Source organism: Arthrobacter sp. MW3 TE3886 (assembly GCF_041262145.1).
In the GTDB taxonomy this organism is placed as follows: Bacteria; Actinomycetota; Actinomycetes; order Actinomycetales; family Micrococcaceae; genus Arthrobacter.
Genome location: NZ_JBGCAN010000001.1, coordinates 4,135,938 through 4,154,808, shown reverse-complemented (window position 1 = coordinate 4,154,808; position 18,871 = coordinate 4,135,938). Strand labels below are relative to the sequence as shown.

The 18,871-nt window shown below is 68.8% G+C and carries 16 protein-coding genes; 9 read left to right on the top strand and 7 right to left on the bottom strand.

What is annotated here, in order from left to right; all coding sequences use genetic code 11:
- The gene (locus ABH915_RS18925; RefSeq protein ID WP_370124257.1) at nt 1-2,295 is read right to left on the bottom strand and encodes a transglycosylase domain-containing protein; all 2,295 of its coding nucleotides are present in this window, start codon (nt 2,293-2,295) and stop codon (nt 1-3) included.
- A gap of 37 nt (nt 2,296-2,332) precedes the next feature.
- On the opposite strand from ABH915_RS18925, the gene ABH915_RS18920 reads away from it, so the two are divergent.
- The 3 genes from ABH915_RS18920 to ABH915_RS18910 are packed head-to-tail and all read left to right on the top strand — an operon-like array spanning nt 2,333 to nt 4,009.
- Nucleotides 2,333-2,488 carry a DUF4177 domain-containing protein gene (locus ABH915_RS18920; RefSeq protein ID WP_009359196.1) on the top strand — a complete coding sequence of 52 codons (156 nt, stop codon included), beginning with the start codon at nt 2,333-2,335 and terminating at the stop codon, nt 2,486-2,488.
- Nucleotides 2,489-2,490: 2 nt separating this feature from the next.
- The gene (locus tag ABH915_RS18915; protein WP_370124254.1) at nt 2,491-3,081 is read left to right on the top strand and encodes a RidA family protein; all 591 of its coding nucleotides are present in this window, start codon (nt 2,491-2,493) and stop codon (nt 3,079-3,081) included.
- 16 nt (nt 3,082-3,097) lie between these two features.
- Nucleotides 3,098-4,009 (top strand): NUDIX hydrolase, encoded by a 912-nt coding sequence (locus tag ABH915_RS18910; protein WP_370124252.1) that lies wholly within the window; start codon nt 3,098-3,100, stop codon nt 4,007-4,009.
- A 574-nt stretch (nt 4,010-4,583) separates the two neighbouring features.
- Here the strand turns inward: ABH915_RS18910 and ABH915_RS18905 are convergent.
- Nucleotides 4,584-5,261 carry a Crp/Fnr family transcriptional regulator gene (locus tag ABH915_RS18905; protein ID WP_011693220.1) on the bottom strand — a complete coding sequence of 226 codons (678 nt, stop codon included), beginning with the start codon at nt 5,259-5,261 and terminating at the stop codon, nt 4,584-4,586.
- Nucleotides 5,262-5,476: 215 nt separating this feature from the next.
- On the opposite strand from ABH915_RS18905, the gene ABH915_RS18900 reads away from it, so the two are divergent.
- Nucleotides 5,477-6,661 carry a MarP family serine protease gene (locus ABH915_RS18900; protein ID WP_026539137.1) on the top strand — a complete coding sequence of 395 codons (1,185 nt, stop codon included), beginning with the start codon at nt 5,477-5,479 and terminating at the stop codon, nt 6,659-6,661.
- A 51-nt stretch (nt 6,662-6,712) separates the two neighbouring features.
- On the opposite strand, the gene ABH915_RS18895 is transcribed toward ABH915_RS18900, so the two are convergent.
- The 3 genes from ABH915_RS18895 to acs form a co-directional block, all read right to left on the bottom strand.
- Nucleotides 6,713-7,882 (bottom strand): DUF2332 domain-containing protein, encoded by a 1,170-nt coding sequence (locus ABH915_RS18895; protein ID WP_370124248.1) that lies wholly within the window; start codon nt 7,880-7,882, stop codon nt 6,713-6,715.
- 2 nt (nt 7,883-7,884) lie between these two features.
- Nucleotides 7,885-8,361 carry a type II 3-dehydroquinate dehydratase gene (gene aroQ / locus ABH915_RS18890; protein WP_370124247.1) on the bottom strand — a complete coding sequence of 159 codons (477 nt, stop codon included), beginning with the start codon at nt 8,359-8,361 and terminating at the stop codon, nt 7,885-7,887.
- Nucleotides 8,362-8,560: 199 nt separating this feature from the next.
- Nucleotides 8,561-10,591, bottom strand: a complete 2,031-nt coding sequence (gene acs, locus ABH915_RS18885; protein WP_370125042.1) for an acetate--CoA ligase — start codon at nt 10,589-10,591, stop codon at nt 8,561-8,563.
- A 431-nt stretch (nt 10,592-11,022) separates the two neighbouring features.
- Between acs and ABH915_RS18880 the strand changes: the two genes are divergently transcribed.
- The 3 genes from ABH915_RS18880 (at nt 11,023) to ABH915_RS18870 (ending at nt 14,026) form a co-directional block, all read left to right on the top strand.
- Nucleotides 11,023-12,468 carry a hypothetical protein gene (locus ABH915_RS18880; RefSeq protein ID WP_370124245.1) on the top strand — a complete coding sequence of 482 codons (1,446 nt, stop codon included), beginning with the start codon at nt 11,023-11,025 and terminating at the stop codon, nt 12,466-12,468.
- Nucleotides 12,469-12,578: 110 nt separating this feature from the next.
- Nucleotides 12,579-13,349, top strand: coding sequence for an endonuclease III (gene nth, locus ABH915_RS18875; RefSeq protein WP_370125041.1), 771 nt, complete (start codon nt 12,579-12,581; stop codon nt 13,347-13,349).
- Nucleotides 13,346-14,026, top strand: coding sequence for a CoA pyrophosphatase (locus ABH915_RS18870; RefSeq protein WP_018775014.1), 681 nt, complete (start codon nt 13,346-13,348; stop codon nt 14,024-14,026). Before nth ends, ABH915_RS18870 begins: the two co-directional genes overlap by 4 nt.
- A gap of 49 nt (nt 14,027-14,075) precedes the next feature.
- On the opposite strand, the gene ABH915_RS18865 is transcribed toward ABH915_RS18870, so the two are convergent.
- Both ABH915_RS18865 and ABH915_RS18860 read right to left on the bottom strand, forming a co-directional pair.
- Nucleotides 14,076-14,336: a YegP family protein gene (locus tag ABH915_RS18865; protein ID WP_370124241.1), complete on the bottom strand. Its 261-nt coding sequence runs from the start codon at nt 14,334-14,336 to the stop codon at nt 14,076-14,078.
- Between the two features lie 143 nt (nt 14,337-14,479).
- On the bottom strand, nt 14,480-16,222 hold the full coding sequence (locus ABH915_RS18860) for a bifunctional 3'-5' exonuclease/DNA polymerase (RefSeq protein ID WP_370124238.1): 1,743 nt from the start codon (nt 16,220-16,222) through the stop codon (nt 14,480-14,482).
- Between the two features lie 134 nt (nt 16,223-16,356).
- On the opposite strand from ABH915_RS18860, the gene ssd reads away from it, so the two are divergent.
- Both ssd and ABH915_RS18850 read left to right on the top strand, forming a co-directional pair.
- Nucleotides 16,357-17,466, top strand: a complete 1,110-nt coding sequence (gene ssd / locus ABH915_RS18855) for a septum site-determining protein Ssd (protein ID WP_370124236.1) — start codon at nt 16,357-16,359, stop codon at nt 17,464-17,466.
- Nucleotides 17,463-18,800 (top strand): TadA family conjugal transfer-associated ATPase, encoded by a 1,338-nt coding sequence (locus ABH915_RS18850; RefSeq protein ID WP_370124233.1) that lies wholly within the window; start codon nt 17,463-17,465, stop codon nt 18,798-18,800. Before ssd ends, ABH915_RS18850 begins: the two co-directional genes overlap by 4 nt.
- Nucleotides 18,801-18,871 lie beyond the last annotated feature (71 nt).

Genomic DNA, 18,871 nt, shown 5'->3' with positions numbered 1-18,871 from the left:
CTACTTCTTGCCGGACGACTTCGTGGGCGCCGGCTTTGGGTCGGCGGACGGTTCGGCGGACGGTTCCGTGGCCGGCTCGGTGCTCCGCTCCACGGGGTTGGTGTTCCGCGGCGGTGCCACCGGCGCCGGGGCGTAGAGCATGTCCGACGGCGGTTCCGGGAACGGATCGGTGCCGTAGGCCGGCGCGACCTGGGCCATGTAGTTCGAGAACTGCGGCCCGGCGATCATGTAGCCGTCGATGCCCTTGTAGAAGTTGCCGTTGATCGTGACATTCTGACCGGCACGCTGCTGGTCGCCCAGCGGATCGCCGAACCACGTGGCCGTAGCGAGGCCCTTGGTGTAGCCCGCCACCCAGGTGGAGCTGTTGTTGTCGTTAGTGCCGGTCTTGGCCGCGATGGGGAAGCTGGTCCGCGTCGAAATCCTGGGCTGGATCAGCGAGCCGGAGCCGCGGTTGAGCACTTCCTGCATCGCGTACGCGACGCCGCGGGCCACCTCGGGTTTGATCGCGTCCCTGCAGTTGGGTGACTGGGCCGGCAGTTGGGCGCCGGTTGCGTCCGTTACGGACTCGATGGCCATCGGTTCGCAGTACTTGCCGTCGTTGGCGAAGGTGGCGAACGCGCTTGCCATGGTCAGCGGGGCCGTTTGGGTGGCGCCGATGAGGTTGGAAAGGCGGGTCATGGGCACCTGCGGGTGCGGATCATCGCCGTTGGGACTCGGGTTGCCGCCGTGGATTCCGACTGCGTCGACGATCTTCTGGATCCCGCACAGGTCCACCTGGGCGGCCGAGGCGAACGTGATGGTGTTGATGGAGTTCGCCAGACCGTCAAGGACCGACATGTACTTGTAGTGGGTCTCGTCGGCGTTCTGCAGGTCAAAGCTCCCCTGGACGTTGGCGTCATAGAATCCGTCCGTCGGGGTGGGGCACGTGTTCTTCCACGGGAAGCCGGGGGAGTAGCGGCGCACGGCGCCGTTGAGCTGCGTGCTCATCGACTTGCCCTCGTTGAGCCACTCCGCGAACGTGAACGGCTTCATCGTGGAGCCGGGCTGGAAACCGCCGAGGCCGTTGAGGTCATTGCCCTTGGCGTCCTGGACGTCCACGTTGAAGTTCTGCGTCTGGTCGAACTTGCCGTCGGCCGGGAACCAGACGGTGTTCTGGGCCATGGAGACGATCTTGCCGGAGCCCGGCTGCACGGACACCAGCGAGGCGCCCCACTTGTCCGGGTTCGCCCCGGCCGAGCCGTCCACCTGGGCCTGGGCCACGGACTGGGCCTTCGGATCCAGCGTGGTCTTGATGGTCAGGCCGCCGCGGAAGATCTTCCGCTCACGCTCGGCAGCATCGGCCCCGTAGGCCGGATTGTTCAGGAGCAGGTGGAGCACGTAGTCGCAGAAGTACGGCGCGGTCTGCGAATAGGCACAGCCCTGGCGGGGCTGGGTGACCTTGGTCTGCACCGGCGTCGCGACCGCTGCGTCGTAGTCGGCCTGCTTGATCTTGCCCTGCGTCAGCATCGCACGGAGCACGAGGTCGCGGCGGACCTTGGCGTTCTCCGGGTTGGTGATCGGGTCATAGTAAGAAGGGCTGTTCACGACGCCGGCCAGCAGGGCCGCCTGCGGCAGGGTCAGGTCCTTGGCCGTGGTGCTGAAGAAGAACTTGGACGCGGCTTCGATGCCGTAGGCGTCCCGGTTGAAGAACACGATGTTCAGGTAGCCCTCGAGGATCTGCTCCTTGGTGAACTTCTTCTCCAGCGCGATGGCCAGCTTCATTTCACGGAGCTTGTCCCCGACGCCCTTATTGACGCCGTTGAGGAGGACCTCGTCGCCCTTGCCTTCGGCCTCCAGCGAGGAGTTGATGACGTTGTTCACGTACTGCTGCGTGATCGTGGACGCGCCCTGCTTGTTGCCGCGGGCCGTGCTCACGAGGGCGCGCAGGATGCCGGTGGTGTCCACACCGCCGTGCTCGTAGAAGCGGCTGTCCTCGATGGCGATGATCGCATCCTTGATGTGCGGGGACATCTGGTCCAGCGAAACACGGGTGCGGTTTTCCGCGTAGAGGTTGGCGATCGGGCTGCCGTCGGACGCCAGGATCGTGGTCGACTGGCTCGGCGGATCGACCTTCAGCTCTGCGGGGAGCGTGTCAAAGAACTGGATCGAACCGCTCGCCGCGCTGCCCGAAACGGCCGCCGCGGGAACCAGGAGGCCCGCCACCAAGACACCGCAAATAGCGCTCACGCCCAGGAAAAGAAAGATCTTTCCGAGGGTGGTGGCCGTGTCGAATAAAGGGTTCTTGCCAGTCGCCATGTTTTCCACTTTACCGGCAACGACTAGGCTTTATGTCATGACCAAATGGGAGTACGCCACGATTCCGCTCATTATCCACGCCACAAAGCAGATCCTGGACCAGTGGGGCGAGGACGGCTGGGAGCTCGTCCAGGTTGTTCCGGGACCCGATGGAAACGGCCTGGTTGCCTACCTGAAGCGGGAGAAGCAGTAGCCATGAGCACCCCCTCAGAAGCCGTTCCGGCCACGCCGGCCGGCGCGGAAAACATCTCCGAAAACACGGCCGGCGCAGAGAGCCGCACGGGCGGCGCGGGCGCGTCGTCCGCCGTCGAACAGCGCCTGGCGGAGCTGGGCCTGACGCTCCCCGACGTCGCGGCTCCGGTCGCGGCGTATGTTCCCGCCGTGATTTCCGGCGACCACGTCTACACCTCCGGGCAGCTGCCGTTCATCAACGGCAAGCTCGAGGCCACCGGAAAGGTTTCCACCGGTTCGGCGGGCGCCTCCGACGAATCGACGGTGTCCCCGGAAGACGCGAAGGCCTACGCTGCCGTCTGCGCGGTCAACGCCCTGGCTGCCGTCAAGAGCGTGATCGGCGACCTCGACCGCATCACACGGATCGTCAAGGTTGTCGGATTTGTTTCCTCCGACCCTTCCTTCACCGGGCAGCCCGGTGTCATCAACGGCGCCTCGGAGCTGCTGGGCCAGGTCCTCGGCGACGCCGGCCAGCACGCGCGTTCCGCCGTCGGCGTTTCGGTCCTGCCACTCGACTCGCCCGTCGAAGTCGAATTGATCGCTGAATTCGCCTAGTAGACCGGTTACTTCGTTGCCTCAGTTAGAACGCCGCCTGTTCGTCCTGCCCCCAGATCTTGAGGGGGCAGCGCGCAGCTGGATTGAACACGGTGAGCGGACGCCCCGCGCGCCCCGGTTTGCCTCCTCGGTAATCCTCCTGCGGGATTCGCCCACGGGCCTGGAGACCTGGCTCGGCTACCGGACGGGATCCTCCCCGCTCGGTGTCCTCGCCTTCCCCGGCGGATCGCTGGAAGCCTCCGACGACGACGCCGTCGGCTGGCTGGGCCCCTCACCCCAGCACTGGGCCGAGCAGATGGGGACGTCCGACGTCGGGCTGGCGCGCCGGCACGTCATCGGTGCTATCCGTGAACTGTTTGAGGAGACCGGCATCCTGCTGGCCGGCCCCGACCTGTCCACCACGGTGGAGCTGACCTCCAGTGCCGAATGGATGCGCGCCCGCGAAGCCGTGGCCGAGCAGGAGAAATCCTTCACCGACGTGCTCGCCAAGCGCGGTCTCTCGTTGCGCACCGACCTGCTCAAACCCCTGGTGAACTGGCTCAGCCCCGATTTCGCGCACCGCCGGTTCAACACCCGGTACTTCGCCGCGACTGTGCCCGTGAACCAGCAGCCCTCGCTGCTGGCCAGCAAGGGCGTCTGGGGCCGCTGGGTGTGTGTCCGGAAGGTTGTGCTCGAGCGGGACACCACCGTGCTGGGTGACGAGGTGGGGCAGGAGAACACCGTCGGCCGGACCCTGGGCGAACTCCTGGTCCCCGGTTCGGAGATCATGCTCGAGAAGATGGCCAAGGCCAACGGCTGCATCGCGTACCTCAGCTACAAGCGCAAGGCCCACGTCTACCAGCCGAAGCTCGTCGAGGAAGACGGCCGGCTCATGCTCGAAGTCGAAGCAGCCAAAACGATCGCCGGCGAACCGCAGCGGGAACGCTAGGCCGCCGAGGGCCGACGCCACGGAAGCCAGGCTTCGGGTTGGCGGCCTGTTAGGGCTTGGCTTGGGCGGGGAGCGCGGGCGATTCCCGGGACATGCTCCGCCCTGATCCTCAGCACTGGACATGTCCCTTCTTGCCGCGCGCCGGCCCCGGACATGCCCCGCCCTGCTCCTCAGCGCTGGACATGTCTCTTCTTGTCGCGCGCCGGCCCGGGACATGCCCTCCGTTGGCCCTGGCCCTCGCGGCCGGGGTTGGAAATGTCCCCAAGTGGCGCGTGCCGGCCCCGGACATGCCCCTCCCTGCTCCTCAGCGCTGGACATGTCTCTTCTTGTCGCGCGCCGGCCCGGGACATGCCCTCCGTTGGCCCTGGCCAGTGGACATAGTGGCATTATGTCCAGTCCTCGCGGCCGGGGTTGGAGATGTCCCGTATTGGCGCGTGCCGGCCCGGGACATACCCCGCCCGGCTCCTCAGCACTGGACATGTCCCGCGGACAACCAGCCGGGACCAGCGACACTTAACGGCAGAAGGCCGGTCCCGTTTCCGGGGCCGGCCTTCGTGGTTGCTGCTGGGAATCCCTAGCGGGAACGCTGGCGCAGGCGCTGCATGTCAAGGATGACGACGGCCCGCGCTTCCAGGCGCAGCCAGCCGCGCTGCACGAACTCAGCCAGAGCCTTGTTGACCGTCTCACGGGAGGCGCCGACCAGTTGGGCGAGCTCTTCCTGCGTCAGCTCGTGGGCGACCAGAACACCGTCGGTCGCCGGGCGGCCGAAGCGGTCGGCCAGGTCCAGCAGCGCCTTGGCCACACGGCCCGGCACGTCGGAGAAGACGAGGTCGGAGAGGGAGTCGTTCGTGCGGCGCAGGCGGCGTGCCAAGGCCTGCAGCAGCTGGGCCGAAACCTCGGGGCGGGTGCGCAGCAGCGCGTTGAGGCTCTCGTTCTTCAGGCCGGCGAGACGCGTCTCGGAAACGGCAGTTGCCGTGGCCGTGCGCGGGCTGGGGTCGAAGAGCGCCATTTCGCCGAAAAGTTCGCCCGGGCCGAGGATGGCCAGCAGCGATTCGCGGCCGTCCGGCGACGTGCGGCCGAGCTTCACCTTGCCGGAGACAATGAAGTAAAGCTGGTCACCCTGATCGCCTTCCCGGAATACCGAGGCACCGCGTGAAAGGTCCACCTCGGTAAGTTCGTCCGTCAGCAGACGGAACGCCTCGTCGTCGAGCGTGGCGAAAAGGGGTGCGCGGCGCAATACCTCGATATCCATGAAATCTCCTGACTAGCTGTGTCGGCTGGGGCGCTTCAGCCATTCTTTCAGAATTTTGGAGCTTCTGTGACGTAGTTGGCACGGAAACGCCCGAAGGGGCCGAAAGCGCACGGCTGGGGAAGTCCGCGCAGATCCCTGTGCAGGCTGGCGGCCGGTCGGCAAACGTTCAGCTTACACCGGTACAATCGTCGCTGAACTGTCTGTGAGGAGCCCCGGTGTTTGGCTTGACCATTTTGGACCTGGTGTTGGTTGTGGCGCTCTTGTCCTACCTGATCCACGGCCTTCGCAACGGCTTCCTCGTGACGCTCGGAGGCATCGCGGGATTCGCGGCAGGCGCCGTCGCCGCATTCGTCTCCGTTCCCATCGTCAGCGGCCTCGTGGAGGACAGCGGCTGGCGCCTGACCGCCATCGTTGCCACCGCGGTCCTTCTGATGATCGTGGGCAACGGCCTTGGCACCATGATCGGGCGGCGGATCCGCAGCGTGGTCCCCTTCAGCCCCCTGCGGGCGGCGGACCGCCTCGTGGGCGGAGGCGTGAACGTGGTGGTGTCGGCCCTCGTGATGTCGATGCTCGCGTTCAGCATCGGGGCCCTGGGCGTGCCCTTCGTATCCCAGCAGCTCGCGGAATCCAAAGTCATCAGGTTCATCGACGGCGTGACGCCGATGCCGGTCAAGGCATCGATGGCCCAGCTGCGCTCCGCCGTGATCGGCGAGGGCATCCCAACCCTGCTGGACGGCTTCGGCCAGAGCCAGCCCGTTGCCGTTCCGGACACCAGCACGGACACGCCGGCGCTGAACAAGGCCGCAGCGTCGGTGCTCAAGATCGCCGGAACCGCCTACCAGTGCGGCCAAAACCAGACCGGAACAGGCTTCGTGGTCGCCCCCGGGCGCGTGGTGACCAACGCCCATGTGGTCGCCGGGGTCGACGAACCGGTGGTGGAGACGCCCGGCGGCCGCGCACTGCCTGGGCGCGTGGTGTACTTCGACGCCCAGCACGACCTCGCCGTCGTGGCCGTTGACGGCCTGCGCTCGGAACCGCTCGCGCTGGCCGCTGACCTGCCGTCCGGCAGCGCCGCGGCCTTCGCCGGCTATCCGCACGGCGGGCCCTTCCAGTCCAAACCGGCCACGGTCCAGGACATCGCCACGGTGCTGGTCCCCGACATCTATGGCAAAAATGCGTCGCCCGAGGACGTCTACCGGCTGGCGGGCGACGTGCAGCCGGGCAACTCTGGGGGCCCGCTCCTGACCATGGACGGGCAGGTGGCCGGGGTGGTCTTCGCCAAGGCCACAACCGAGTCCTCGCTCGGATTTGCGATCACCATGAATGACCTGAGCCCCGTGGCGGCGCAGGCGCCGGGTCTGGGCAGCGCCGTCTCGTCCGGACAGTGCATCAAGAAGTAGCCGGACCGCCACGGTAGCCGGACAGCCACTCTGGCTGGAGCCGCACTCAGGCTAGAGCCACTCCAGGCTCTGCCCGTGCGGGCCCGTGATGGCCGCCGGCTGGCCGTCCTGCAGCAGCAGGAACCGGCCGCGGAGCCGGGCGTCATCCATTTCCGGGACCACACTGGACCCGTCCGCCTGCGCAACCACCATGTGGCCTTCGTTCGAGAGCCAGTGGCAGCCTCGCTCCGCGGCAAGATCCGCCATGGTGCGCCGGAACCGGGCGCGGCCGCCGGCATCCAGGTACGCCATGACGGCGCTGTGGAACACCACCAGGACGGCGTCGGCCGGGGCGCGGTCGGCGAGGGCCACAAGTTTTTCGTTGAGGTCGCCGGCCACCAGCAGCGGCGGCCGTTCCCTGGCAATGGCGATCGCCTGGCGCAGCCGCTCAAGCCGGAACTCCTGCTCCGGCCAGACGAGGGCTTCGAGCCAGGCGACGTCGTCCGGGTTGCGCACGTCCAGGGGGTTGAGATCGATCCCGGCACGCCAAACCACCCGGGGAATTTCCGCCGGCAGCGGCACCGGGCCCGAGGTGACGCAGCGCAGGACCGGAAAAGTTCCAGGCTGAGCGCCAGCCGGAACCAGCCGCGTCGTCCTTGAGTCCGCCGCCGGGCCCGAACCCGGCTCATCCGGTCCGCCGGCCCCAGCGTCGACAAACTCATAGCCGTAGCGGTCAGGGAATAGGGCCAGCCCGGCCGAGGCGCCCACCTCGATAAGGGCCAACGGCCGGCCCTCCATTGCGGAAATCTGCGCGAGTGAGGGCAGCAGGGTGGCGCAACGTCCCGCCTCGTTCGTCTGCGTGGACCGGGACAGTACGATTTCCGAGACCGCTGCCCAGTGGCTGTCCAGGAATTTCCGGAAGTCGCGGTAGGGGCTGACCTGCGCGCCCAGGAAGCGGGCCGCGGCGAGGATCAGCAGCGGCTGGCGCTTGTTGTGCGGCCACTGATCGATCCGCCGGATCAGCTCGGCGTCCCCGGCGATCCCCACGGCCCACGCGGCATAGCACGGGGAGGAAGCAAGCGCGTCGGTGGTGCCGAAGTGCCGGTACCACTGCGCCGTGTCCGAAGCAGTGTCCGACGCCGTGCCCCCGGCCGGCCGCGCAACCGGTCCCGGATTCCCGGACGGATCTGCGGCAGGATCCCCGGACGCTTCCGACGCCGCCGCGGGTTCCACGGGGGACATGCTCAGTCCTCGGCCGCGGGCAGCCCGGCGAGGTATTCCACCGCGAAGCGGTAGCCCAGGATCCCGGCGCCGGCGATCACGGCCTTGCTGATGTCCGAAAGGTATGAATGGTGCCGGAAGGGCTCGCGGGCGTGAACATTGGTGATGTGCACCTCGACCGTCGGCAGGGCAACAGCGGAAATGGCGTCCCGGATGGCCACGGACGTGTGCGTGTAGGCGCCGGCGTTGAGCACGATTCCCACCGCCTTCCCGCGTGCGGCGTGGATGGCGTCCACGAGGGCGCCCTCGTGGTTGGACTGGAAGCACTGGACGTCCAGGCCGTGCGCGGCGCCGGCATCTTTGGCGAGCTGTTCGACGTCGGCCAGCGTCGCAGTCCCGTATTTCTCGGGCTCGCGGGTGCCGAGCAGATTCAGATTGGGTCCGTTGAGAACCAGGATGGTGCCGCGGCCGGCAGCGCTGGCGGGGGTGGCTTCAGTCATGTCTGCAAATCTATCGCGCCGCGGCCGGCACGCGCTGTTCGTTACTGCCAATCGGTTCGCTACTGCGGAACTTTCCGCCGCGGCCGCGTATACAGACAGGATTGACGACGACGGCGGCGACGCCCACCGGGGTGGGCAGCGCCGCCGTCGTCCATGCGCCGGTGTTCACCCCCCCCGGCGCGGCGGCTATTTCTGCCGGCTATTTCTTCAGTGACTGCGCAATCTGGGCCATGACCGTGTTGTCCGCCAGAGTCGTCGCGTCGCCAACTTCGCGGCCTTCGGCGACGTCTTTGAGCAGGCGGCGCATGATCTTGCCGGACCGGGTCTTGGGCAGTTCCGGGACCACGAGGATGGTCTTGGGTTTGGCGATCGGGCCGATCTCCTTGCCGACGTGGTTGCGGAGTTCCTGGACGACGGCGTCGCCGGTGTCCACGGCATCGCCGCGCAGGATCACGAAGGCGACGATGGCCTGGCCGGTGGTCTCGTCCGCGGCGCCCACGACGGCGGCTTCCGCCACCGCGGGGTGGGATACGAGTGCGGACTCGATTTCGGCGGTGGAGAGGCGGTGGCCGGAAATGTTCATCACGTCATCGACCCGGCCCAGCAGCCAGATATCGCCGTCCTCGTCTTTCTTGGCGCCGTCGCCGGCGAAGTACATGGTCTCGAAGCGGGACCAGTAGGTTTCCTTGAACCGTTCCGGGTCGCCCCAGATCCCGCGCAGCATGGCCGGCCACGGTTCGCGGATCACCAGGAAGCCGCCGTGCCCGTTGGGGACGGATTCGCCGAGTTCGTCCACGACGTCGACGGCGATGCCCGGCAGCGGGACCTGGGCCGAACCGGGTTTGGTGGCCGTGACGCCGGGCAGCGGGGCGATCATCTGCGCCCCGGTCTCGGTCTGCCACCAGGTGTCCACGATCGGCGCGGGGTTTTGCTTCCGCTCGCCGTTCTTGCCGGCGTTGCCGCCGATGACCTCGCGGTACCACATCCAGGCTTCGGGGTTGATGGGTTCGCCGACGGAACCGAGGACCCGGATCGAGGAGAGGTCGGACTTGGCCGGGATGTCGTTGCCCCACTTCATGAAGGTGCGGATGGCGGTGGGGGCGGTGTAGAGGATGGAGACCTTGTACTTCTCCACGATCTCCCACCAGCGGCCCTGGTGCGGGGAATCCGGGGTGCCCTCGTACAAGACCTGGGTGGCGCCGTTGATGAGCGGGGCGTAGGCGACGTAGGAGTGCCCGGTGATCCAGCCGACGTCGGCGGTGCACCAGTAGACGTCGGTTTCCGGGTGGAGGTCAAAGACCGCCTTGTGCGTGTAGGCGCCCTGGGTGAGGTAGCCGCCGGTGGTGTGCAGGATGCCCTTGGGCTTGCCCGTCGTGCCGGAGGTGTAGAGGATGAACAGCGGGTGTTCGGAGTCGTGCCCGACGGCGGTGTGCTCGGCCGACGCGGTCCCCACGGTGTCCGCCCACCAGTGGTCCCGGCCCTCGTGCCAGTCCACGTCCTGGCCGTTGCGCTTGACCACCACGACGTTCTGCACGGTGTGCCCGCTGCCGTCTCCCTCGTGGGACAACGCGTCGTCGACGGCCGGCTTCAGCGCGCTGGGCTTGCCGCGGCGGAAGGTGCCGTCGGCCGTGACCACGAGCTTGGCCTCCGCGTCGTCGATCCGGGAGCGCAGGGCTTCGGCGGAGAAGCCGCCGAAGACCACGGAATGGATCGCGCCGATCCGGGCGCAGGCCAGCAGTGTGATGACGGCCTCGGGAATCATGGGCAGGTACACGGCCACGCGGTCGCCCTTGGCCACGCCGAGGGACTCGAACGCGTTCGCGGCCTTCTTCACTTCCTCGGTCAGCTGCGCGTACGTGTACGTGCGGGTGTCGCCGGGCTCGCCCTCGAAGTAGATGGCCACCCGGTCCCCGTTGCCGGCCTCGACGTGCCGATCCAGGGCGTTGTAGGCGGCGTTGACCTCGCCGCCGACGAACCACTTCGCGAACGGCGGGTCGGACCAGTCCAGCGCCTGGGTGAAGTCCTTGGACCAGCTGAGCAGCTCGCGGGCCTGCTTCGCCCAGAATGCAGGACGGTCGGCGTCGGCCTCGGCGTACTCGGCGGCGGTGGCCACTGCGTTCGCGGCGAACTCGGCCGACGGCGCAAACCGGCGGTTTTCCTGGGACAGGTTTTCGAAGGCATCGCCCTGGGGCGCCTGCATTGCGGTGGATACGGGAGTCTGCTGGGACATGGTGAACCTCATCATTCATCGATCCGTGCTGCGCGGACGTTCGTGGTGCCTCCGCGCCGTGCCGCATGCGCGACGTTGGGCGGCGGCAGACCGCGGCAGTGCCGCTAGCGCTGTCTGGAATCAACACTAATACGTGGGTCCGACCAAACGTGCGCCCCGTCACAAACAGCACCGTGAGCGGTGTTTGTTAAGCGCCGAGTGGTCTGTCGCCGGCGCCGGGCGGCGGGCCGGGGCAAGCGTCCGCGATTCGGAAATCCGGGGAATTCTGCTGCGTCCGCCCTCGGCTTGTCAGCTAGTGATCGGCCATTCACTTGGCTAGGCTGAGATGAAGTTGTGACATCCGATGGAGGCGACAGGACCGCTGGCGGTTCTGTCCTTGCCTGCCGTTAGACGGCGCTGTCCAGGGCGCCGCCATGCTAAGGAGATACGGAATGAACGAGCAAGACAACGGGCAACTCCGGGCGCCCGCCCTGAACCAAGGTGGAACGGCGCAGCCGGGGCCCGCCGGGTTCGGGGATGCGCCACGCTTCACGGTGGACAAGAAGACCGCGAAGAAGAACGAAGCAGTCCTCGGTCCGTTCACCATCCGTGACCTCACCGTTTTCGGCTCGACGCTCCTTCTTTTCATCGCCTCGCTGATTCCGATGTTTGCCTTCGCCTACAACCTGTGGAACCTGGGCAGCCTGTTCTTCCTGGGCCTGGGCATCGTGCTGCCGCTTATTGTCACCGCGTTGTTTGTGGCCCGCCGCCTCAGCCCGTCGACCAAGATCCGGATCGGATCCCTGTCGATCGACCAGTTCGCGTCCGTTGTTGCGTCCTTCACGCTGGCCTTCTTTTTCCTCGCGGCCGCCGGCGCGTTCGTGCCGAGCATGCTGATCGCGCTCCTGGGCGCCTTGGGGCTCTTCGCCGCCACGGTGCTGGCCCGCTGGATTCCGTTCTTTGCCGGCGACTTCCTGGGCCGGGAGGATGCGCCTGCCCACGTGGTTGCCCGCGAAGCTGCTGTCCCGGTGCGGAAGCCCCGAGCGCCTAAGGCGCCGAAGCAACCGAAACAATCCAAGCTGACCAAGGACACTGCGGGTACAGGCGCAGCCGGGGCGGGCGCCTCTTCGGCGGCCGCATCCGGCGCGGCGGCGTCCGGCGCGGTTGCGTCGGGGCAGGCCGCGTCCGGCGCGGCTGCGGGCTGGGCCAAGCGTCCGGCCACCGGCAGCCAGGCGGCCATGCCGGCGGAAACCACACCTGCCGGGCCCTCCGCCGGGGCAGCTGCGGCGGGCGCGGCGTCCGCTGCGGCGCCCAGCGCTGCGGCTCCCGGCGCACCGGAGACCCAGGTCTCGGGCGTCGTGCCAGCGGCTGCCCCGGCACCGACGGCCTCATCGACGCCGTCGACGCCGGCCCAGACTGCGGAGCCCGCTCCGTCCGCCGCGGACAAGACCCGGACCGCCGGCGTCCCTGCCGCCGGAGCTGCCGCGGGCGCCGCTGCCGCTGCCGGTGCCGCGGGCGCTGGTGCGCAGCCTGCTCCCGCCGCGGAACAGACCCAGGCCGCTGCCGTTCCGGCAGCTGCCGGCGGCAGTGCCCCCACCACGGTCAACCCCCAGGTCCGGCCGCAGGAACAGGTCCGGCCGCAGGAGCCCATCGGCGCGACCGTTGATCCCGCCAGCCGGCCCGCGGAGGACGATGTCCACCCCGTGCACGAGGCTTTCTGGTTCGCCGTCGCACAGCCCCGCACCGCCGTCGATGAGCGCACCGGTGCCCCGGCGTTCGTCATTGAACCCGGCGGCTGGGTCCTTGCCCTGGAGGACCGCGGCAACGAGTTCCTGGTCCAGCACACTGACGGCCGGCTCGGCGTTTTGCGGGACCTCAGCAACATCGAACGCGGTTAGTCCACCCCGTGACAACGGAATCCGGCGCCACGGAATCCGGCAGCCCGGTCCCCGGGACCCCGAACCCGGGGAGCGCCAAGCCGGGTGCGCCGCGGGCGTCAGAAGAGTCGGTGCTGGCGCTCAAGCGCCGCGCGCGTCGGATCAACCGGGAACTCGCGGAACAGTACCCCTACGCCCACGCGGAGCTGGACTTCCGCACACCGTTCGAGCTCGTGATAGCCACCGTGCTGTCCGCACAGACCACAGACGTGCTGGTCAACCAGATCACGCCCCTGCTGTTCGCGCGCTACCCGGATGCGCGGCGGATGGCAGAGGCGGATCCGGCCGAGCTGGAGGCCATCATCAAGCCCACCGGCTTCTTTCGCGCCAAGGCCAGAAATCTCCTGGCGCTGTGCACCCGGCTGGTGGACGAGTACGACGGCGAGGTGCCGGGCCGGCTCGCGGACTTGGTGACGCTGCCCGGCGTCGGGCGGAAAACCGCAAACGTTGTGCTGGGCAATGCCTTCGGCATTCCGGGCATCACGGTGGACACCCACTTCGGTCGCTTGGCCCGGCGCTTTGGCTGGACGGAGTCCGATGATCCGGTCCGGATCGAGTCCGACGTCGCCGCGCTGTTCGAGCCCAAGGACTGGACCATGCTCTCGCACCGCGTCGTCTTCCACGGCCGGCGAGTCTGCCACGCCCGCAAGCCGGCCTGCGGCGCCTGCGCCGTGGCTAACTGGTGCCCCAGCTACGGTGTTGGCGAGACCGACCCGGAGAGGGCCAGAAAGCTGCTGAAGTACGAACTCGCCCCGGGGCAGGAGGAACTGCTGGCCCGGCTGCTGGCCGAGACGCACCGCGCCGCGGAAATCCGGATGGAATCGCAAAGGAAACAGCCGTGACCGCGCGCCAGGACCTCGTCGATCTCGTCGCCGCGGTGGAAGCGGGCACGGCGCCGGCCCCGGACCCGCGCTGGCGGGAACTCGCCGTCGAACCCGGTGAGCGGGTCCGCAGGGCCGCGGTGCTGATGCTCTTTGGTGCGCTGGACAACGTCCCCGCGGTGTCCGAGAAGTTGCTCGCTCCGGCCGATTTGGACGTGCTGCTGCTGCAGCGGGCCCAGACTCTGGACGACCATCCCGGGCAGGTGGCGTTTCCCGGCGGCGGCATCGATCCGGGTGAGTCCGTGGTGGACGCGGCCCTCCGTGAGGCGGAAGAGGAGACCGGCCTGAACCCTGCGGGCGTGGACGTCCTCGGCGTGATGCCTGAACTGGCCCTGCCCCGGGGCAATTTCCTGGTGACCCCGGTCCTTGCCTGGTGGGCTGCCCAGTCGCCGGTCCGGGTGGTGGACTACGGTGAATCCGCGCAGGTTTTCCGTGTCCCGGTCCGGGACCTGCTGGACCCGGACAACCGGGTGATGGCCACGGTCAGCCGGGCTGGCCAGACCTTCCAGAGCCCGGCCTTCACCGTCAACGGCGTCGTGGTGTGGGGGTTTACCGGGATGATCCTGAACCAACTCTTTGAACAGTTGGGCTGGGCCGTGCCGTGGGACCGCGCACGGCTGTACGGGATCGATGTGTAAAGCCCGCAGGGCGCCGGCCAGCCGGCCGGTCCGCTAGCCGGCCAGTCTGCTAGCCGGCAGCCACCGGGCTGCCTGCCCGGGGAGCCAGCGCCCGTACTCCCGACCTGCTGGTGGCGACTCGCCGGTGAGCGCCTGAACGATCCACAACCAGGCCGGTCGCGGCGTTCTCGCGCACGGCGTTGATGCCCGCCGCGGCGCTTTTGATGGAGCTGAAGAGCGGGGACACGGCCACTACTGTGCCATCCGCCGCCGTCAGCCTGAAGAAATATGCCTTGTCGCCAGCCTGCGCGATCTCAAAAATGCCAGCCAAACCTCTGCCTCCCCAATTTCCTTGCGTCGTTGCAATAGCCGGCGGATCGTACGGGAATTTCGCCGGCCTTTCCGAGGGTAGCCCGGTGACGGAGCGCACACAACGCTACCGACGGGTACGTTACAGGCGGTGACTTGGGTCACTCATTTGGCGTTGTCGTACGAGTCCACGACGGCAACACTGACTGGAAATTCGACCGGAATCCGGCCGAACAACAGCTCCTTGGCGGCAGCCGCGGATTCCTCAATCGCCTTGATGCAGTCGCCGACCGCGCTTTCAGGGCAGTGCACCATCACCTCGTCGTGGAGGAAGAACACCAGTTCGCCAGCGGCGGCGCCTTCCGCCCGTGCGGCGCGAAGCCGGCGTCGCAGTTCCGCGAGCCAGCACGCCGCCCAGTCAGCGGCCGAGCCCTGGACCACGAAGTTCCGGGTGAAGCGGCCGCGCGAGCGGGCGATCGAGTCTCCCCGGCGCTGTTCTTCCGCCGTGGTGGAGTGCTGGCTTTGCAGCCAGCGCTCCGACGGCGGCGGGCTGCTCCGGCCCAGGCGTGAGGTGACGGTCCTGCCGGCTTCGCCGTCGCGGGCGGCCTGCTCGACGAAGCCCACGGCGCGGGGGTAGGTGCGGGCCAGCTGGGGCATCAGCCGGCCGGACTCGCCCGTGGTCGCCCCGTAGATTGCCCCGAGGAGGGCCACCTTCGCCTTGGCCCGGTCGCCGCCGAATCCTTGGGCGGCAATGCCGGCATAGAGGTCCTTGTCCCGCGCAGCCTCGGCCATTTTGGAATCCTGGGCCAGTGCCACGAGCACGCGGGGTTCGAGCTGCGAGGCGTCGGCAACGATCAGTTTGTGGCCGGGATCGGCGTGGACCGCCTCGCGGACCTGGCGCGGGATTTGGAGCGCCCCGCCGCCCCGCGACGCCCACCGGCCCGAGACCACGCCGCCCACCACGTACTCAGGCTGGAACCTGCCGTCCTTCACCCAGGTATCAAGCCATGCCCAGCCGTTCGCCGCGTGCAGACGGGCCAGCTTCTTGTAGGCCAGCAGCGGCACGATCGCGGGGTGGCTGGATTCTTTCAGCTCCCATTGGCGGGTGGTTTTCACTTCGATGCCGTTGCGGTGCAGGGCGCGCATGAGCTCCTGCGGGGAGTCCGGGTTCAGCACCGGCGACTTCAGCAGCAGCCTCAGTTCGGACGTGAGCGATTCGAGTTTGGCCGGACGCTGGCCGGGAGCCGGGCGGGGTCCCAGGTGCTCCGCGAGGATCTGCTCGTGGAGTTCCTCCCGCCACGGGACGCCGGTGTGCTGCATTTCGGCGGCGATCATGGCCCCGGCGGATTCCGCCGCGAGCAGCAGCTGGAGCCGTTGCCGCCGGCCGGCGTCAGGAACGACGTCCGTGCCGGGCCCCGTGCCGGGCGCCGTTCCCGCCTGGCGAAGTGCCTCCTGCTGCGCGGCGTACTCGGTGCGGAGAGCCTCAAGGGTTTGGCCGGGACGCTGACCGGGGGCCGGGGCATCGAACAGGGCCCCCTGTTCCGGCGGCGGGGCAGGAGGCTGCAGCCCCCGGGGCGGCTGGTGTAGCTCGTCGTCCTGGGTCAGCTTCTCCGCCGCCTGGGCGTAGCCGGTGTGGGCGGTGAACTCCGAGTGGGCCAGGATCGAACCGCACAAGGTGAGGTCGTAGCAGCGCTCGAGCTCCACCCCGGCGCGCAGCAGGGCGGGATACCAGTCCTGCGTACGGTGCCAGATCCAGCGCGGGTGCCGCGACTCAAGCCCGCGCACAACTCCGGCGAGGTCGACGGCCCTGACAACCCGGGGTTCCGGATTGGCGGGTTCGGGGACGCCATCGGCCGTGATTTGCTGCAATGCCGCGCCATCGGCGTGGGCGGCGAGCAGCAGGTACATAGGGTCAATTCTGCCCTGCTCCGGGACGTGGTCCGTGCCCATTCCCCTGCGGCGGTGCAGGAAAGCCGCCAGACTTGTCCACATAGCCCACGACGGCGGTTCCGCCGCGCTTCCGGCCCGGGCACAGTGGCAGCATGAACAGGCACCAGCACCGTGGTCCAGGCTCGCCGCCACCGCGGGCGCATGAGCCCTGGACCCCCGGGGATTCCGCGGAAACCCTGCTCGTTACTGGGGTCGATGCGCTGCGCAGCGAGGTGGAACGCATCGTGGCAGCGGCCGGAGGCCAGCTGCGGACGGTGCAGGACGTTGCCGAGGCTGCGCCTTTTTGGGACGCCGCGGCCGCCGTGCTGGTGGGCAGCGACATCCGCGGGTTGCCGCCCCGGCGGAGGGCTCCTGCGGTGCTGCTCGGCCTCGAAGGTGATGGAGAAGGGTTGTGGCATCTGGCCGCCGCCGTCGGGGCCGAACGTGTCGCGGTGCTGCCGGACGCGGCGGCCTGGCTGGCGGAATACCTGAGCCGGTCCCGTGCGCCGGAAGCCGGCGGGCTCGTGCTGGGTCTCACCGGCGGCTGCGGCGGGGCCGGGGCCACGACAGCTTCGATCTGGATCGCGCAGGCCGCCGCCGGGGCCGGGGTCCGGGTGCTGCTGATCGACGGAGACCTCCTGGGCGGGGGCCTGGAACTGGCGCTGGCGGCCGAGGACGCCCACGGGCTGCGCTGGCCGGATCTTGCCGGGGTGAGCGGCAGTATCGACCCCGCCCAGCTGGAGGAGTCGCTGCCCGTCGCCGGTGGATTCTCCTTCCTGTCGTGGCCGGGAACCCGGGACCGGGCCGCCGGCGTGGACGCGGCCACCGTGGCCGCGGTTCTCGACGCCGCCCGCCGCGGCTACGAATTGGTGGTGCTGGATATCGGCCGGGAACGGGAAGCCTTGCGGGCCTTCGCCGGCGAATGCGACCGGATTATCGTCGTGGCGCCCGCCCGGCTGCGGGCCGCCGTCGCCACGGCCTGGCTGCTGCAGGAGCTTCCACCCGTGGACACCGCGCTCGTGGTCCGGGTCAGTCGCGGCGCCGCCTTGGATGCGCCGCTGATCGCCGGCTCCGTGGGGCTTGTCCTTCAGGGCATCATGCCGGACATCAAGGATCTGACCGGGGCAACGGAACTCGGCCGCCTACTCGAAACCGGCCGGCACCGCGCCGTCCGCCGGTTCGCGGCCGGACTCCTTGGGCTAAATGGGGGAGATGGGGCATGAGTGCCCATTCGGCCGCAGGACCGGCAGAACCGGAACGTCCGGCCCGCCGGGCACCGGGCCGCCGCCGCTCGCAGGGATTTCTCGACGAGACGCTGCTGGAGTCCGTACGCGAGTCCGTCATGGCCGATGCCTCCCCGGTGACCGCGTCAAGGGTCGCGGCGGCGGTCCAGGCGAGCGGGCGGCTGCTTGGAACGGCCGGCGCCCTGGCCGCCGCGGAGAGCATCAGCGCGGAACTGAATGGACTGGGTCCCCTGCAGCCGCTCACCCGGGATCCCGCCGTGACGGACATCTTCGTCAACGGGCCGGACTCGGTCTGGCTGGACCGCGGCCGCGGTCTTGAGAAGGCGCCGGTCGTCTTTTCCGGGGAACTGCAGGTCAGGGCCCTCGCCGCGAGGCTGGTGGCAGCCGGCGGCCGCCGCCTGGATGACGGTTCGCCCTGCGTCGATGTCCGGCTCGACGGCGGCTACCGGGTGCACGCGGTGCTGCCGCCGATTTCTACGGCCGGGACACTCCTGAGCGTGCGGATCCGGCGGGCCACGGTTTTCTCCATGCCGGAGCTGCAGCGCGCCGGCATGTTCGGGACCGGGACGCTCGGGAGTCTGGTCCAGTCCGTGCTCGAACGCATGGTGGCGTCCAGGCTGAGCTTCCTCATCAGCGGGGCCACCGGTTCGGGGAAGACCACGCTACTGGCGACGCTGCTGGGATTGTGTCACCCCGGGGAGCGGCTCGTCCTGCTCGAGGACGCCGCAGAACTAAATCCCGTCCACCCGCACGTCGTCTCGCTGGAATCCCGGCACGGAAACCTGGAAGGTGGTGGCGCCGTGGACTTGGGCGAACTGGTCCGCCAGGCCCTCAGGATGCGGCCGGACCGGCTGGTGGTGGGCGAATGCCGCGGCGCTGAGGTCCGCGAGCTGCTCTCGGCGATGAACACCGGACACACCGGAGGAGGCGGGACCATCCACGCGAATGAGGCGGCGGCTGTGCCGGCCCGGCTGGCGGCCCTTGGCGCGCTCGCCGGCCTGGGCCAGGACGCGGTGCGGCTGCAGGCCGCCAGCGCGATCGACGCCGTCGTGCACGTCGAGCGGACCGAATCGGGGCGCCAGGTCGCCAGCGTTGGAATCATGGAGGTCCAAGACTCGGGCCTGGCTGTCGCTGCCGCACTGGAGATCCAACGGGGCGAGCTCCGCTTCTGCGGGGCCTGGCCGCTGCTGGCGCACCGTCTCGGCATGGATCCCGGGTTGGCCGGAGCGGGCCCCTCCGATCTGCCGGCGGCGCCGCCAGGACGACCTCCGGGTTCCGGGCACGAATCCGTACAGCCATGGGCGCAGCGATGACCGGTTTCCTCATCGTCGTCTTGGTCCTGGCCGTGTGGCTGGCATTTCCCTCGCCGCGCGCGGCCGGCCCT

Coding starts and splice junctions, on each gene's coding strand:
- aroQ (WP_370124247.1), bottom strand. CDS start 8,361: ATGACTGAAGCCACCCCCGCCAGCGCTGCCGGCCGCGGCACCATCCTG.
- ABH915_RS18920 (WP_009359196.1), top strand. CDS start 2,333: ATGACCAAATGGGAGTACGCCACGATTCCGCTCATTATCCACGCCACA.
- ABH915_RS18850 (WP_370124233.1), top strand. CDS start 17,463: ATGAGTGCCCATTCGGCCGCAGGACCGGCAGAACCGGAACGTCCGGCC.
- ABH915_RS18880 (WP_370124245.1), top strand. CDS start 11,023: ATGAACGAGCAAGACAACGGGCAACTCCGGGCGCCCGCCCTGAACCAA.
- acs (WP_370125042.1), bottom strand. CDS start 10,591: ATGTCCCAGCAGACTCCCGTATCCACCGCAATGCAGGCGCCCCAGGGC.
- ABH915_RS18860 (WP_370124238.1), bottom strand. CDS start 16,222: ATGTACCTGCTGCTCGCCGCCCACGCCGATGGCGCGGCATTGCAGCAA.
- ABH915_RS18905 (WP_011693220.1), bottom strand. CDS start 5,261: ATGGATATCGAGGTATTGCGCCGCGCACCCCTTTTCGCCACGCTCGAC.
- ABH915_RS18925 (WP_370124257.1), bottom strand. CDS start 2,295: ATGGCGACTGGCAAGAACCCTTTATTCGACACGGCCACCACCCTCGGA.
- ABH915_RS18895 (WP_370124248.1), bottom strand. CDS start 7,882: ATGTCCCCCGTGGAACCCGCGGCGGCGTCGGAAGCGTCCGGGGATCCT.
- ABH915_RS18915 (WP_370124254.1), top strand. CDS start 2,491: ATGAGCACCCCCTCAGAAGCCGTTCCGGCCACGCCGGCCGGCGCGGAA.
- ssd (WP_370124236.1), top strand. CDS start 16,357: ATGAACAGGCACCAGCACCGTGGTCCAGGCTCGCCGCCACCGCGGGCG.